The sequence below is a fragment of the Streptomyces sp. AN091965 genome, assembly GCF_022698285.1.
GTDB lineage: Bacteria > Actinomycetota > Actinomycetes > Streptomycetales > Streptomycetaceae > Streptomyces.
Window position 1 is genome coordinate 1,783,145 of sequence record NZ_JALDMY010000001.1, and the last position, 15,452, is coordinate 1,798,596.

A 15,452-nucleotide genomic window follows, 5' to 3' on the forward strand; every position below is an offset into this window, starting at 1 on the left:
CGTGCGCCTCCTCCCGGCACTTCTGACCGACACACGCCTCCCTTGTTGTCATGTACAGACCTACCGTCGAGGGCAGAGCTCCTTCCCCCACCGCCCTCCAAGGAGGCACCGTGTCAAGACGCGTCATCGCGGCGGCCGCTCTCGTGGTCACGGCCGCCCTCGTCCCCGCCGCGCCGACGACGGCGAGCGAAACGGCACCGGCCCCCGTCCGCACCGCTCCGGTCCCGGCCGCGGGCGAGGAGCAGCCGGTCGACCTCCGGCTCGGCTCCCCCGGCGCCCCGGCCCGGCAGGTGATCCGGCACCCGGGAGCGGCGTACGTCAAGGTGCACTTCGCCCGCCTCGCGCTCGCCCCCGGCGACCGCCTGACCGTGGCCGACCCGGCCGGACGCGAAGTGCACACCTACCGCGGCGACCCCACCCGCGGCGGGGCCGCACCGGGCGACGCGAGCTTCACCCGCCACGGGCGCACCGGCTTCGCCGCGATGTCCGTCGACGGGGACACCGCGGTGATCACCCTGCACACCCGCGGCGAGCGGCACTCCCGGGCGACGGTCGACCGGTACTGGCGCGGCTACACCCCGGCGGAGTTCGCCGCCGAGAACCCGGCGACCCGCAGCGTGTGCGGCGCCGACGGCCGCCGGGACGCGGTCTGTTACAAGACCAGCCACCCCGCGCACTACGCCGCCTCGCGCGGCGTGGCCCGCATGCTCCTGAACGGCGGGGGCTACTGCACCGCCTGGCGCGTGGGCCGCGGCAACCACATGATGACCAACAACCACTGCATCAAGACACAGGCCGAACTCGACAAGGTGGAGCTCCAGTTCGACTACGACTGCGCCACCTGCGGCGGCAACGACCCGCGCCCCGGCACCAAGGTCGGCGCGAACGCCCTGCTCCGCACCTCGTCCAGCCTCGACTTCACGCTCTTCAGCGTGGACGACTTCGACCGGATCACCCCGTTCGGCACCCTGTTCCTGGAGACGCGCGCGCCGATCGCGGGTGAGCAGGCGTACATCGCCGGGCACGGCGACACCCGGCCCAAGCGCATCTCGATCTACGAGGAGCGCGACGGCGGCGCCTACTGCGGCGTGCGGACCCCGCAGCTCGGCCCCGAGGACGTCGGCTACAACTGCGACACCTCGGGCGGCAGCTCCGGCTCCCCGGTCCTTGCCGGCTCCTCCCACAAGGTGATCGCCCTGCACTGGGGCGGCTCCTGCCCGACCAACGTGGGCACGCGCATGGAGAAGATCTATCCGCAGATCCAGGACCTGATCGACAACCGTCCGTAGTCCGCAGTCCGGCAGTCCGCGACCAGTCCTTGGCGGAGCCCGCACCGGCCGGTGCGGGCTCCGTTCCGTACGCGCGCGCCCCGCCGCGCGCCCGCACCCCCGCGCCACCCCTTCGGGCGGAATAGGCCATCTGTCCCGCGCCTGGCTGGACAGGACGACATCATGCGTCCATGGACGGTGCCACGCCTGTGCAGGTCTTGTTCCCACCCGACGAGTACGACGCCGTACTGCGGCACGCGGACCGGCTCGGCCTCACCGTCGCGGAGTTCATACGGCGGGTGGCGACCGGGCACGTACGGCGGGGCGGCGACGCGCGCGCCGGCGCGGTCCGGCGGGGCGCGAGCGTGCCGCCGGTGCGCCGCCGCCTCGACGCCTCGTCGGCGCCCGCGCTCCAGCGGTTCCTGGACACCCTGGCGACGGGGTCCTGAACCCGGCGCACGGCCCGCCCCGGCCGGGGCTCAGCCCAGCGCGACCTCCGGCTTGTAGAGGTCGAGCCAAACGGCCAGGTCGAGGGCGCGCTCCATGCCGCGCCGCGAGGCAGGCCTGATCTGCGGCGTCTCGCGGTGCGCGAGGCGCCGCAGCGCGTCGCGGTCCACGAGGTCGAAGACCGGGTGACCGGGCTGCGCGAGCAGGTCCTTGGCGTGCTCCTGGAGCGCGAAGGCGTACTTCGGGTCCTGCGTCGACGGGTAGGGGCTCTTCACCCGGTCGTACACCGACTTGGGGAGCCGGTCCGCCGCGGCCTCCCGCAGCAGCGACTTCTCCCGGCCGTCGAAGGTCTTCAGGGCCCAGGGCGCGTTGTAGACGTACTCGACGAGGCGGTGGTCGCAGAACGGCACCCGCACCTCCAGGCCGACGGCCATGCTCGCCCGGTCCTTGCGGTCGAGCAGCACCCGCACGAAGCGCGTCAGGTACAGCTGGCTGATCGTGCGCATGCGGTACTCGACGTCGCTCTCGCCGTCGAGGCGTTCGACCTCGGCCACGGCCCCCGCGTAGCTGTCGGCGACGTAGGACCGCAGGTCGAGGGTGTCCAGGACGTCACGGCGCAGCAGGCCCGCCTCGTCGCCGAGGGTCTCGGCGTGTCGCACCAGCCAGGGGAAGGTGGTGCCGCGCCGCGCCTCCTCGTCGAAGAACTGCAGGTAGCCACCGAAGACCTCGTCCGCCGACTCGCCGGACAGGGCGACCGTGGAGTGCTCCCGGATCGCCTGGAAGAGCAGGTACAGCGAGGCGTCCATGTCGCCGAAGCCGACGGGCATGTCGCGCGCGGTGAGCATCTTCGCCCGTACCTGGGGGTCGGCGAGCGCCTGCGCGTCGAGGACGATGTCGCGGTGGTCGGTGCCCGCGAGCCGCGCCACGTCGTGCGCGTAGGGGGAATCCGGCGTCCCGCGCAGCTCGTCCGCCACGAAGTGGTCGCTCTGCCCGGTGAAGTCGACGGAGAAGCTGCGCAGCGTCTCACCCGCGTCCTTGAGCTGGTGGGCGGCGAGCGCCGAGAGCGCGGAGGAGTCGAGGCCGCCGGAGAGCAGCACGCAACGCGGCACGTCGGACACGAGCTGGCGGCGGACGATGTCGTCGAGCAGGGAGCGGACAGTGGCCACGGACTCGTCGCGGCCGTGCGGGTGCGGCCGCGTCTCCAGGCGCCAGTAGGTGCGGGCGCGGACGCCCCGGCGGTCCACGGTGACGACGGTGCCGGGCTCGACCTCGCGCATGCCGTCCCACACCGCGTGCCCCGGCGTCTTGACGAAGGCGAACACCTCGCGCAGCCCGTCGACGGTCACGCGCGCCCGGGCCAGCGGGTGGGCGAGGATCGCCTTGGGCTCGGAGCCGAAGAGGACGCCGTCGGACGTCGGGCGGTAGTAGAAGGGCTTGATGCCCATGCGGTCGCGCACCATGACGAGCCGCTGACGGGGGCCGTCCCACACGGCGAAGGCGTACATGCCGTTGAGCCGCTCGGCGACCTCCTCGCCCCACTGGAGGTAGCCGCGCAGCACGACCTCGGTGTCGGAGTCGGTGGTGAAGGCGTGCCCGAGCCCGGCCAGTTCGGCGCGCAGCTCGGTGAAGTTGTACGTCTCGCCGGAGTACACGAGCGCGACCGTGCCGCCGGGCGTGGCCGCGGTCATGGGCTGGCGGCCGCCGGGCAGGTCGATGACGGCCAGGCGCCGGTGGCCGAGCGCCGCGGGGCCCTCGGCCCAGGTGCCGCGGTCGTCAGGACCGCGACAGGCCATCGTCTCCGTCATCGCGTCCAGGACCCTGCCCTCGGTCCGCAGATCGCGGTCGAACGAGACCCAGCCGGTGATGCCGCACATACGATTCCTCCCGCCGAAGTAGATGTATCTAGCAGCTATATCGACAGGCTCCGCCCCGGACCCCGCGCGGTCAACGCTCACGTCGCCCCGCGCGCCCAACCGACCCGTGGATTCCGGCCGCACCGGACCGAAGGTCAAGAAGTCACCACGGCCGCACAACCGCCCCCACCGCGCCCGACCGCGCCGGGGGCGCATCTGGAACATCAGGTTCCGGCCATCCGTAAAGCTTTGCTCAACACGAGGGCGTCAGACAGGCCTGCACGGCGGGCGCGTACCGATCGGTGATCTCGGCGATCGCCATCGCCCGCAGATGGGGGCCGCGCGCGATGCCGTACATCACGCCGAGCCCGAGCAGCATCGCCACGGCCAGCTCCGCACGGAGCCCCGCGTCCGCCCCCGGGAGGCGCTCGCCGAGCCTGCGCACGACCTGCGTACGGAAGTTGGCGCGCAGCACATAGCCGTGCTCGCGGTGCAGCGGGGCGAAGACGATGCGCAGGATGGGGTCGGCGCCCTGCTCGGCCTGACTGGTGAGCAGGTGGTGGACCATGTGGCGGCCGAGGCCCTCCAGGGGCGCGTCGAGGATGGCCGCGGCGTCCGCCTCGAAGGACATGATCTGCGCGAACAGCGCGTCCTTGCTGCCGAAGTACTTCAGGACGAGCGGCGGGCTCACCCCGGCCCGCTCGGCCACCGCCTTCAGGGTGATGTCGGCGTGCGCGTGCCGCGCGAGCAGATGCCGGGCCGCCCGCACGATGGCGGCCTTGGTCTCTTCGGCGTCACGGCGCGCGGACCCCGTCACGTGCCGGTGCGGCCGCGGGGTGGAGCTGGTCATGGCGTCACTTTCCCTCACCGGCCGCCCGGTCCCGGCGGCCGCGTCCGAGGGTAGGCGGCGGGCACCCCACGGGCCACGGACGGTTGCACAGGGCGCAACAGCCCCGCCGCCAGCCGCACCACCGGATATCGGAGAATTCCAGGACAGTCGGGACAGTTCACGCGCGATTCTCGGACATCCTCCCCGAGGTGAAGTGAATGGCAATTCACCTGGCCCGGCGAATTGCCATTCACCCGCCGAGAGTTGACGGTACGTCGATTAGTGGGCCGGACTTCGCACACCGGCCCCGGGAAACGCTCCGGCGGCCGGACACCGTCCCGCCGCAAGGTCCGTACCTTTATGGCCGAGAGTCACCGAGGGCCGTCCCGGCGCGGGCGCGGAGATCGTCGCGCGCCGCGCCCCGCGGCGACCGCCACCCGGCCCGTGGGGCGCCCCGCACCGCTCCGCCATACTGCGGCCATGACCAGATTTCGTGTGGGCTTGATCGGTACGGGTCCCTGGGCGACCGCGACGCACGCGCCGGTGATCGCCGCGCATCCGGACGCCGAGCTCGCCGGTGTGTGGGGCCGCCGCCCCGAGGCCGCCGCCGAGCTCGCGGCCGCGCACGCCACCACAGCGTACGAGGACGTGGACGCGCTCTTCGCCGCGAGCGACGCGGTCGCCTTCGCGGTGCCGCCGGACGTGCAGGCACCCCTGGCGGCGCGGGCCGCGCGGGCGGGCTGCCACCTGCTCCTCGACAAGCCGGTGGCCACGGCCGCGGCGGCGGCGCGGGCCCTGGTCACGGAGGTGGAGCGGGCCGGCGTGGCCTCCGTGGTGTTCTTCACACTGCGGTTCGCCCCGCCCGTGGCCGACTGGCTGGCCGAGCGGGCCGGGGAGGGGCCGTGGTTCACCGGGCGCGCCGACTGGTACAGCGCGTTCTACGCGGCGGACGGGAGCGGCGACTTCGACTCGCCGTGGCGGGCGAGCAAGGGCGGCCTGTGGGACGTGGGGCCGCACGCGCTGTCCGTCCTGACGGCCGTACTCGGCGAGATCACGACGGTGACGGCGGCTCCGGGACCGGCGGACACGGTCCATCTGATCCTGCGGCACGCGGGCGGCGCGTCCAGTACGGCGACCCTGACGCTGCGCGCCCCGGAGCGGGCGACCGGCGTGACGCTGGAGTTCCGCGGCGAGCGCGGGACGGCATCGCCGGAGGCCTTCGGAGAGACAGGGTGGGGCGATTCGGGCGTCGCGTTTCGGTCAGCCGTGAGCGCGCTCGTGACGGCGGCACATGCCGGACGGCCGCACGCGTGTGACGTGCGATTCGGCGCCCGTGTGACGGAGATCCTGGCAGCGGCGGAAAAGCAGGTGACGGCGCTCGACGGCGCGGAGCAACAGGGCCGAACGCGGACTCAGGTCTCTTGAGCGAATACCAGCCACAAGGGCCGCCCGGAACAACACGGGGCGGCCGGTACCGTGGCCGCTACGTAATGGCGAGTGACGGCACCGGCCGCAGCCAGTGAACCCAGGAACCGAACCGGGTAGTAACTGCCACGCAGGTACACACTGCTCAGTTTCCGACCACACAGATCGGAATACGAACAACCGGTCCCGCGCGCTACCCGACTACGACCCCGTAGGCGGAGGGGGTATCCGACGCCGAGGAATTTCAGCCAATTTCATGCTCCCCGAACAAGATGCCCCTGAGTTGTGCCCGCGAGCCCACCGACGATCAAACCTGCAGGTCGGTGGCCCCGCCCACTCCATGATGCCGCACGAGCTGATCGTTTTCTTCAGGCAATGTTTATGCCCAAAGACGATGCGAATATTTAGACTGCTGACGCTCAACTCGGCGTGTACGAAGAGGGATTACCCACCATGAACAAGACGGCGCTGCGCGCTCTGCTCCGTGAACGACGCGCCCTCATCGCCCCCGAATCGCACGGCTTCGTCCGCTCGACGGGGCAGGGCAGACGGGCACCGGGGCTCTCCCAGCATCAGGTGGACCAACTCCTGCATCGCACCCTTGGTACGTACCACCGCCTCGAGTCCGGCAACTACCCCAACCCACCGACGGCCCTCCTGCGCGACGTGGCCCGCCTGTTCGGGCTGAACGAACAGGAATGGGTGTCTTTGTGCCGGTACGCCCTGCTCCAGGACCCGCCCGGGCCGCTGCACCTGTCGTCGGGCAAGGAGGTGCCGGGCGTCTGGCGCGAGGCCGTCAATGGCATCTCGCACATCGCGTACATCGCGGACGCGTCCTGGGACATGCTCGTGTACAACGACGCCTGCGCCGCCGTCTTCCCCGGCGGGGAGGTCCCGCCGAACATCATGCGCTGGATGGTCCTCAGCCCGGTGGCCCGCGAGATCCTCCTCGACTGGGACACCTCCTGGGCCCCCATGCTGCTGCCGCAGCTGCGCGGGGCGCTCGCCACCCGGCCCGAGGACGAGACCCTCCAGCAGATCGAGAAGGAGGTCCTCGCCGACCCCCTGGCCGCCCCGCTGTACGGCGCGGACAAGCCCTACCCCCACCCCGACGGCGACGAGCGGCCCCTGTTGCACGCCGAGAAGGGCGCGGGCTGGGTCACGATGTGCGCCGCCCAGCCGCTGACCGCCCCGGGCGCCCGGATGATGATCCTGGTGTTCCACCCCGGACGGGAGCGCGTCCACCCACGGGCGCCGATGCTGCGGGCCACCTGACGGCCCGCCGCGACCGGCCGCCGCCCGACCCCCTCACCGCGGGCGGGCCCCGCCCCGGCGCCACCTGATCGCCGCACGCGGGCCCGCTCCGGCCGACGGCCACGAGCGGGCCCGTACGACGGCTCTTCCCAGGTCCGGGGCCCGCGCTGGAACCGCCACGCCAGGACGCACGTTCGACGAGGTGCAGTACGTTTCCTTATGCCCTCCACATCCGACCTGCACCTGGCGGGAGTTCCTTCGTGTCCGCATATGTCCTCAGACCCCAGACCGTCGTCGGTGACCACAAGGTCACCACCGCGGAGATCACCGACGACATACGCAGGCACCACCCCGACCACCCTCGCCTCAACGCGTTCCTGCGGGTCATCGGCAACTGCGGCGTCGAGACCCGCTACTTCACCCGGCCCCTCGACTCCCCGACCGTCGCCGGCACGGCCGATGTGCACGAGCGGGCCACCACGGCCTTCGGCGACGCCCTCGCCATGGCCGAGCGCGCGGCCACGGCCGCGCTCGCGTCGGCCGGGCTCGCCGCCACCGACATCGATGCCGTGGTCACCACGCACACCACCGGCTGGTCCGTACCCAACCTGGACATCCACCTGATCGAACGGCTCGGCCTGCGTCCCACCGTGCGGCGCGTCGCCCTGACCACGCTCGCCTGCCCCGGCGGCACCCAGTCCCTGATCCGGGCCGCGGACCTGGTCGCCGTCCGGCCGGGCAGCAAGGTCCTCGTGGTGGCCGCGGAGGTCATCTCGTCCGTCTACCACCACAACGACACCGGCATCGAGGCCATGATCTACAAGGCCCTGTTCGGTGACTCGGCGGGCGCCACCGTCGTGACGGACGAGCCCCTCGGCCCGGGCCTGATCATCGAGGACACGTACGAGTACGTGCTGCCGGGCAGCATCGACCGCCAGCGCGGCAGGATCACGGCCGACGGATTCCACTTCGACTCCACCAGGAAGGCGCTCACGGCCGCGGACGACGTCATTCCGCAGCTTCTGGAGTGGGTCGGTCCGCAGACGGCCGAGTTCGCGGTCGTCCACCCGGGCAGCCCGCGCATCATCGCCGACACCGCGGCCGCCCTCGGACTCGATGCCGTCGACACCCGTCACTCCACGGACACGCTCGCCCAGGAGGGCAATCTGGGCGGAGTGAGCGTGCTGCGCGTCCTGGAGCGCACGCACAGCGCGCCGCCCGCCGACGGCGCCCGTGGCTACACCGTCGCCTACGGCCCCGGCTTCACCACCGCCGCGCTGCGCTGCCGCTGGCACGGGTGAGGGCGCCCCGGAGCAGCGGCGCGGGGGCCGCTGCTCGTCCCTCCGGCTCTGCCACCGCTGTGGCCTCTCGTCCTTTCGGCCATCCTGATCCGGCCACCTGACCGATGGCGCGGGCCCCGGGGCGTCCGGGACGGTGGGGAGCATGGACACGGTGTGGAATCGCGGGCGGCGGCTCGTCGCGGTGGCCGTCGCCGGTGCGGTGGCGGCCGCCGTGGCCTTCGCCCTCGCCACGGCGGCGCCCGCCCGGCAGGGGCAGGAACGATGGGCCGTCGCCGACGGCGGCGAGCGGCCCGCCGCGTCGGACCGGCGCCTGGACGCGACCGCCCTGGGCCTGACGGCCGCCGCGTCGACGGCGGGGCTCCTGGTGCTGCGGCGGGGCGGCCGTCACGGCTCCCGGCGCACGGCACCCGCGCGCCCGCGCGCCGTCGCGGCCGCCTCTCCCGCACCCCGGCGACCGGCCCCGCCCGAGGCGGCCCGCTGATGCTGCACACGCTGTACCTCGTCGGCATCGCCGCCTTCGCCGCGAGCGGCGTGCTCGCCGCGCACCGGGCGCGGATGGACCCCTTCGGGGGGCTCGTCCTCGCCTTCGTGGCCTCCATCTCCGGCGGCACGCTGCGCGACCTGATCCTGGACCGCCACCCGCTGTACTGGACCCACGACTGGGTCCTGCTCACCGTGATCGCGGTCACGGGCATCACCACGATGCTGTACCTGCGCCACCGCGAGCTGCCGCAGCGCACGCTGATGGTGGTGGACGCGGTGGGCCTCGCCGTGGTGACCGTCATGGGCGCGCAGGCCGCCATCGACGCGCGCGTCACCCCGCCCGCTGTCATCATCCTGGCCGTCCTGACGGGGGTGACGGGCGAGGTCCTGCGCGATGTGCTGTGCGGGCAGTTCCCGCCGCTGCTGCTGCGCGAGGAGGTGTACGCGACCGCCGCGCTCGCGGGCGCCGGCTGCTACCTCGGGCTGCACCACGCGGGCGCGTCCCCGACCACCATCACGGTGACGTCGGCCGCCCTCGTCCTCGCGCTGCGCCTCGCGGCGATCACCAGGTCGCTGCACCTGCCGCCGCTGTCCCGGGCCGGGGCCCCGGGCGCGGACCGCTGACCGCCCGCCGGAGAAATCCGGTTGTCCGGCGCGGGGCCCCCTGCTGAAGTGGCCGGATGGACTCGACAGCAGCCCTCGCGGCGTACGACCAGCAGATCCGGCAGAGCCCCGACCCGGAGGGGCCCGGCGGCCGCGTGGAGCGGGCGGACGGCGTCATCCGCCATGTGGGCGCCGCCGCCCACGACTGGAACGGCGTGCTGTGGTCGGACCTCGACCCGGCCACGGCCGACGCCGCGATCGCCGCGCAGGTGCGCCTCTTCACCGGCCTGGGCCGCGAGTTCGAGTGGAAGCTGTACTCCCACGACCTGCCCGCCGACCTGCCCGTGCGGCTCCTCGCGGCCGGGTTCGCGCCCGAGCCCGCCGAGACCCTGATGGTCACGGAGGTCGACGCGCTGCCCCTGGACACCGCCGCGCCCGAGGGGATCGAGCTCGTCCCGGTGACGGACGAGGCGGGGGTGCGGCTGATGGTCGCCGCGCACGACCGGGCCTTCGGCTCGGACGGCGCCGCGCTCGGCCGCCAGGTGCTCGACCAGCTGACCGCCGCGCCCGACACGCTCGCCGTGGTCGTCGCCCTGGCCGGGGACGAGCCGGTGAGCTCGGCGCGCATCGAGTTCCGGCCGGGCACGGACTTCGCGGGCCTGTGGGGCGGCGGCACGGTGACGGCGTGGCGCGGCCGCGGCATCTACCGCGCGCTGATCGCCCACCGCGCCCGCCTCGCCGCCGCCCGCGGCGTGCGCTACCTCCAGGTCGACGCGTCCAGCGAGAGCCGCCCGATCCTGCGGCGGCTCGGCTTCGCGGAACTGGCCACGACCACGCCGTACGTGTACCGGCCCGGGGAGCGGCTCAGCCCAGGAGCTTGATGATCGCGTCGGCGGTGTCCGTCTCGCCGAGCCGCGGGAAGACCTTCTCGACGGCGGCCAGGTGGGCCTGCTCGTCCATGTCGGTCACGGCGTCCACGGCCACCGTCACGTGGTAGCCGTGCTCGTGCGCGGCCCGCGCCGTCGACTCCACGCCGAACGCCGTCGCGATGCCGCCGACGACGATCTGGGTGACGCCCCTGCGGCGCAGCTGGAGGTCGAGGTCGGTGCCGTGGAAGGCGCCCCAGTGGTGCTTGGTGACGACGATGTCGCTGTCCTGGCGGTCCAGTTCGGGCCGCAGCTCCGCCCAGTCGGCGGGGGGCGTGCCACCGCCGCCGAGCGTGACCTCGGTGCGCCCTGGCGCCCGGCCGGTCACGCGGACCAGGACGACGGGCAGCCCGTGCGCGCGGAAGGCGGCGGCGAGCCGGGCCCCGCGCTCGACGATCCGGTCGGCCGGATGGAGCGTGGGCAGGGCGGTGATGCCCTTCTGCAGGTCGACGAGGACGAGGGCGGTCTTCGGGTCGAGGGTGGTGGCGGTCATCACGATGCCTTTCTCGTACGGGTGGGCGCACTCGGCGGCGCCGGGGTCACGGGTGGACCAGGCGCTCCAGGAGCACGACGGCGTCGGCCAGCTGTCGTTGCTCGCGCTCGTCGAGCCGGTCCGCGACGGCCGCCGCGAGCCAGTTCCGCTTGGCGTCCCGCGCTTCGGCGAGCACCCGGCGGCCGCGCTCGGTCACGGAGACCGTGGACCGGCGTCCGTCGTGCGGGTCCGGCGCGCGCTCGACCAGGCCTTCGGCCTCCAGCGCGCCGACGGTCAGACGCATGGACTGGGGCCGCACGTGTTCGGCGCGGGCCAGCTCCGCCGTGGTGGCGGGCGCCTCCGCGAGCAGGGCGAGCGCGGACCGCTGCGAGGCCGTGAGGCCGGTCGCGGGCGTCTCGGTGCGCAGCCTGCGCACGACGTGCCGGACGGCGACGGTGAGGTCGGCCGCGATCCGCTCGGGACCGGCTCCGGCCGCGCTTGCTGACGTGTCGGTCATGACGGCACCGTACGAGATAGACAGTCAGCCTTGCAAGTTTGCCTGCCCATCTCGGCGGTGCGCGCCGCTCGGGCGACTTCTCCGGGGTCCGGACGCCGGGCGGGCGGCTCAGCTGTTCGGCGGCGTCTCGTCCGGGAAGATCTTCGTGACCACCTTGCCGTCCTCGGTCAGATAGCCGTGCAGCATGCCGGGGCTGCTGTGCGGCGCGTCGAACTGCCCGTCGGGCGCGAGGGCGATCACACCCCCGTCACCGCCGAGGGCCGGAAGGCGCTTGACGATCACCTCGTACGCGGCCCTCGCCACACCCAGGCCCTTGAACTCCATGAGGTTCGAGATCGTCGAGGTGGCCGCGCCCCGGATGAACACCTCGCCCGCGCCGGTGGCGCTCGCGGCGACCGTGCCGTTCTTCGCGTACGTGCCCGCGCCGATCAGGGGCGAGTCGCCGACGCGGCCGGGGAGCTTGTTGGTCAGGCCGCCGGTCGAGGTCGCCGCCGCCAGGTCGCGGCGCTCGTCGACGGCGACCGCGCCGACCGTGCCCTTGGACTGCTCGTCGGCGAGGGCGGCCGGGGTGCGCGCGGCCTTCTTGCCGCCGCTGCCGCCCTTCTCGGCCTCCTTGGCCGCCATCAGGGCGTCCCAGCGGGCCTGCGTCCAGTAGTAGTCCTGGGTGACGGTCCGCAGCCCGTGCCGCGCGCCGAAGTCGTCGGCGCCCTCGCCCGCGAGGAGCACGTGCGGGGACTTGTCCATCACCGCCCGGGCGCCCTCGACGGGATTGCGCAGGTTCTTCACCCCCGCCACGGCACCGGCCTTCAGGTCCGAGCCGCGCATGATGGACGCGTCCAGCTCGTGGCCCGCGTCGGCGGTGAAGACCGCGCCCTTGCCCGCGTTGAACAGCGGGTCGTCCTCCAGCTTCGCGACCGCCGCCTGGACGGCGTCCACGCTCGGCCCGCCCTTGTCGAGCACCTTCTGCCCGGCTCTGAGGGCCTCGGTGAGCCCGTCCCGGTACGCCTTCTCGCGCTCCGGCGTGGTCTTGTCCCGGTCGAGGGCGGTACCGGCGCCGCCGTGCACGGCGAGCACCACGTTCCGCGCGTCGGGCCTGGCCTTGCCCGTCGGCCGGGCATCGGCGGCGGCAGCGGCGCGGCCGTCCGGAGCGCGCTCCCCGCCCTGCGGGAGGGCGAGCGCGGTGGCGGTGACCGCGGCGGCGGTGGCGAGGGCGGGAACCAGCCAGGCCAGGGGACGTAAGCGCATGGGCACTCCTCGGCAGGACGACGACGGGGCCACCGTAAGGGCATGCACATGACGCCAACCAGAGGGCCTGCCGCCGGGGGGAGGGGCAGGGGCGGGCCGCCCCGCCCCTGCCCCGCGCCGCGGCCGTCTCAGCGGATCGGCAGCCCCGACAGCGTGCGCGCGATCACCAGGCGCTGGATCTCGCTCGTCCCCTCGAAGATCGTGTAGATCGCGGCGTCCCGGTGCATGCGCTCCACCGGGTACTCGCGCGTGTAGCCGTTGCCGCCGAGGATCTGGATCGCCTGCGCGGTGACCTTCTTGGCGGTCTCGCTGGCGAACAGCTTGGACATGGAGCCCTCGGCGCTCTCGAACTTCTTGCCCGTGACCGCCATCCAGGAGGCGCGCCACACCAGGAGCCGGGCCGCGTCGATCTGCGTGCGCATGTCCGCCAACTGGAAGGCGACGCCCTGGTTGTCGATGATCGGGCGGCCGAACTGCTCGCGCGTCCTCGCGTACTCCAGCGCCTCCTCGTACGCGGCGCGTGCGGTGCCCACGGCCATCGCGCCGACGGCCGGGCGCGAGGCCTCGAAGGTGGCCATGGCCGCGTTCTTCACGCGCTCGCCGCCGCTCTTCGCGCGCTCCCGCGCGCGGGCGAGCCGCTCGTCCAGCTTCTCCTTGCCGCCGAGCAGACAGGAACCGGGGACGCGCACGCCCTCCAGGACGACCTCGGCGGTGTGCGAGGCGCGGATGCCGTGCTTCTTGAACTTCTGCCCCTGGGACAGACCGGGCGTGCCCGGCGGCACGATGAAGGAGGCGTGCCCCTTGGAGCCGAGGTCGGGGTCGACCACGGCGACGACGACGTGGACGTTGGCGATGCCGCCGTTCGTCGCCCAGGTCTTGGTGCCGTTCAGGACCCACTCGTCCTTGACCTCGTCGTAGACCGCGCGGGTGCGCATCGAGGCCACGTCGGAGCCCGCGTCCGGCTCGGACGAGCAGAAGGCGGCGACCTTCACGTCGCTGGCGTCGCCGTACATCTGCGGGATCCAGGTGCCGATCTGTTCCTCGGTGCCGTTGGCGAGGACGCCCACGGCGGCGAGGCCGGTGCCGACGATGGACAGGGCGATGCCCGCGTCGCCCCAGAACAGCTCCTCCATGGCCATCGGTATGCCGAGCCCGGTGGGGTCGAAGTACTGCTGCGCGTAGAAGTCCAGGGAGTAGATGCCGACCTTCGCGGCCTCCTGGATGACCGGCCAGGGCGTCTCCTCGCGCTCGTCCCACTCGGCGGCCGCGGGACGGATCACGTCCGCGGCGAACCCGTGGAGCCAGTCCCTGACCTCCTTCTGTTCGTCGTTGAGCTCCATGGTGAACTCGGCCATGACCCCTCCAGGCTGCGAACCCGTGCTACGTTACTTGCGGTAACTGGAGTCTGTTACCGGCCGGTAGCCTGTGTCAACTCCCGGCAGCCCGTTCGATGCGCGAGGGCTTCCGGGTGTTACGTTGCGCGTTGCGTCAGGAATCGCACGGGCGGAGAACACCACATGGAGACCACGCAGCGGACCGATCAACAGCGGTCCGCCGAGCAACGACGGCGCGAACTCCTTGAGGCGGCCGACCGCGTCGTGCTCCGCGAAGGACCCGGGGCCTCGATGAACGCCATCGCCGCCGAGGCGGGCATCACCAAGCCCATCCTGTACCGGCACTTCGGCGACAAGGGCGGCCTCTACGCCGCGCTCGCCAAGCGCCACACGGACGCGCTGCTCGCCTCACTGCGCGCGGCCCTGGACGCCCCGGCCGAGCGCAGGGAGCGCGTCGAGGCCACGCTCGACACCTACCTCGCGGCGATCGAGGCCAGGCCGCAGGTCTACCGCTTCCTCATGCATCCGTCGGAAGCCGTCTCGTCCGGCGAGGTGAGCGGCGAGGGCTTCGACGTGGGCCTGCACTCCGCTCCCCTGCTGCGGCGCCTCGGCGAGGAGCTCGCCGAGGTCATCGAGGAGCGCGTCGACCTCGGCCCGCAGAGCGCGGAGCTCGCGCGCGTGTGGGGCCACGGCATCGTCGGCATGATGCACGCCGCGGGCGACTGGTGGCTGGGCGAACGCCCCTGCCCCCGCGCCCAGTTGGTGCGCAGCCTCGCGGACCTGCTCTGGGGCCGCCTGGCCGCCGCGGGCAACCGCGTGGGCGGGCCCGGCTTCTGAGAGCACCGGGGCCCGGGGCGCGACGCGCCCCGGGCCCTCACTTCCGCCCGGCCGACGCGCTCAGGCCGTCGTCGCCCAGGGCGCCCGCGCCGCCCTGCGCAGGACCCGCCGCCTGCGCCAGCCCGTGACGTGGTCCGTGTACACGCCGCCCGCCAGGTGATCGCTCTCGTGCTGCAGACAGCGCGCGAAGAATCCGGTGCCGTGCACCCGCACCGGCTCCCCCGTCACGCTCACGCCCTCGACGACCGCGTGGTCGAAGCGCGGCGTCGCCGCCTCCAGGCCCGGCAGCGACAGACAGCCCTCGGGGCCGCGCACGGTCACGCCGTCTAGCTCCACCACCCGCGGGTTCACCACGTGGCCGAGGTGGCGCACGTCCTCGTCGTCCGGGCAGTCGTACACGAACACCTGGAGGCCCACGCCGACCTGGTTGGCGGCGAGGCCGACGCCCCGGGCCGCGTACATCGTGGCGAACATGTCCTCGACGAGCGCCGCCAGTTGGGGCCCGAAGTCCGTCACCTCCGCGCAGGGGGTGTGGAGCACGGGGTCACCGAGCAGGGTCAGGGGTCGTACGCGCCCTGAGGCGCCCGGGATCGAGCCGTGTCGCATGGCCGCAAGAGTACGGTCCAGGGGACAGCAGTGGTGCCGGGTGGTGGTGCGA

16 protein-coding genes are annotated in these 15,452 nt (G+C 73.2%); 9 read left to right on the plus strand and 7 right to left on the minus strand.

The annotated features are described in order from the left end of the window. Positions 1–110: 110 nt before the first annotated feature. Positions 111–1,289 (plus strand): trypsin-like serine peptidase, encoded by a 1,179-nt coding sequence (locus MQV74_RS41130; protein ID WP_242715156.1) that lies wholly within the window; start codon positions 111–113, stop codon positions 1,287–1,289. A 170-nt stretch (positions 1,290–1,459) separates the two neighbouring features. Continuing rightward, positions 1,460–1,717, plus strand: a complete 258-nt coding sequence (locus tag MQV74_RS06960; protein WP_242715157.1) for a plasmid mobilization protein — start codon at positions 1,460–1,462, stop codon at positions 1,715–1,717. A gap of 30 nt (positions 1,718–1,747) precedes the next feature. On the opposite strand, the gene asnB is transcribed toward MQV74_RS06960, so the two are convergent. After that, entirely contained in the window at positions 1,748–3,589 is a 1,842-nt protein-coding gene (gene asnB / locus MQV74_RS06965) for an asparagine synthase (glutamine-hydrolyzing) (protein ID WP_242715158.1), read from the minus strand. Between the two features lie 232 nt (positions 3,590–3,821). Beyond that, positions 3,822–4,418: a TetR/AcrR family transcriptional regulator gene (locus tag MQV74_RS06970; protein WP_242715159.1), complete on the minus strand. Its 597-nt coding sequence runs from the start codon at positions 4,416–4,418 to the stop codon at positions 3,822–3,824. Positions 4,419–4,877: 459 nt separating this feature from the next. On the opposite strand from MQV74_RS06970, the gene MQV74_RS06975 reads away from it, so the two are divergent. The 6 genes from MQV74_RS06975 (at position 4,878) to MQV74_RS07000 (ending at position 10,344) form a co-directional block, all read left to right on the plus strand. Continuing rightward, positions 4,878–5,822 carry a Gfo/Idh/MocA family protein gene (locus tag MQV74_RS06975; protein ID WP_242715160.1) on the plus strand — a complete coding sequence of 315 codons (945 nt, stop codon included), beginning with the start codon at positions 4,878–4,880 and terminating at the stop codon, positions 5,820–5,822. A 453-nt stretch (positions 5,823–6,275) separates the two neighbouring features. Continuing rightward, entirely contained in the window at positions 6,276–7,097 is an 822-nt protein-coding gene (locus tag MQV74_RS06980) for an MmyB family transcriptional regulator (protein WP_242715161.1), read from the plus strand. A gap of 239 nt (positions 7,098–7,336) precedes the next feature. Next, on the plus strand, positions 7,337–8,377 hold the full coding sequence (locus MQV74_RS06985; RefSeq protein WP_242715162.1) for a PhlD: 1,041 nt from the start codon (positions 7,337–7,339) through the stop codon (positions 8,375–8,377). 142 nt (positions 8,378–8,519) lie between these two features. Next, positions 8,520–8,858 (plus strand): hypothetical protein, encoded by a 339-nt coding sequence (locus MQV74_RS06990; RefSeq protein ID WP_242715163.1) that lies wholly within the window; start codon positions 8,520–8,522, stop codon positions 8,856–8,858. Next, positions 8,858–9,484 carry a trimeric intracellular cation channel family protein gene (locus MQV74_RS06995; RefSeq protein ID WP_242715164.1) on the plus strand — a complete coding sequence of 209 codons (627 nt, stop codon included), beginning with the start codon at positions 8,858–8,860 and terminating at the stop codon, positions 9,482–9,484. Before MQV74_RS06990 ends, MQV74_RS06995 begins: the two co-directional genes overlap by 1 nt. A gap of 56 nt (positions 9,485–9,540) precedes the next feature. Next, on the plus strand, positions 9,541–10,344 hold the full coding sequence (locus MQV74_RS07000) for a GNAT family N-acetyltransferase (protein ID WP_242715165.1): 804 nt from the start codon (positions 9,541–9,543) through the stop codon (positions 10,342–10,344). Here MQV74_RS07000 and MQV74_RS07005 read toward each other — a convergent pair. The 4 genes from MQV74_RS07005 to MQV74_RS07020 form a co-directional block, all read right to left on the minus strand. Next, entirely contained in the window at positions 10,328–10,882 is a 555-nt protein-coding gene (locus tag MQV74_RS07005; RefSeq protein WP_242715166.1) for an isochorismatase family protein, read from the minus strand. The genes MQV74_RS07000 and MQV74_RS07005 overlap by 17 nt on opposite strands. A 46-nt stretch (positions 10,883–10,928) precedes the next feature. Further along, the gene (locus MQV74_RS07010) at positions 10,929–11,378 is read right to left on the minus strand and encodes a MarR family winged helix-turn-helix transcriptional regulator (RefSeq protein WP_242715167.1); all 450 of its coding nucleotides are present in this window, start codon (positions 11,376–11,378) and stop codon (positions 10,929–10,931) included. A gap of 108 nt (positions 11,379–11,486) precedes the next feature. Continuing rightward, a complete protein-coding gene (locus MQV74_RS07015) occupies positions 11,487–12,623 on the minus strand; it encodes an isoaspartyl peptidase/L-asparaginase family protein (protein WP_242715168.1) in 1,137 nt (378 codons plus the stop codon). A 128-nt stretch (positions 12,624–12,751) separates the two neighbouring features. Beyond that, on the minus strand, positions 12,752–13,978 hold the full coding sequence (locus MQV74_RS07020; protein ID WP_138958280.1) for an acyl-CoA dehydrogenase family protein: 1,227 nt from the start codon (positions 13,976–13,978) through the stop codon (positions 12,752–12,754). A 162-nt stretch (positions 13,979–14,140) separates the two neighbouring features. Between MQV74_RS07020 and MQV74_RS07025 the strand changes: the two genes are divergently transcribed. Further along, the gene (locus tag MQV74_RS07025; protein WP_172383564.1) at positions 14,141–14,794 is read left to right on the plus strand and encodes a TetR family transcriptional regulator; all 654 of its coding nucleotides are present in this window, start codon (positions 14,141–14,143) and stop codon (positions 14,792–14,794) included. 60 nt (positions 14,795–14,854) lie between these two features. Here the strand turns inward: MQV74_RS07025 and def are convergent, their stop codons facing one another. Then, positions 14,855–15,400: a peptide deformylase gene (gene def, locus MQV74_RS07030; protein ID WP_138958282.1), complete on the minus strand. Its 546-nt coding sequence runs from the start codon at positions 15,398–15,400 to the stop codon at positions 14,855–14,857. Positions 15,401–15,452: the final 52 nt, after the last annotated feature.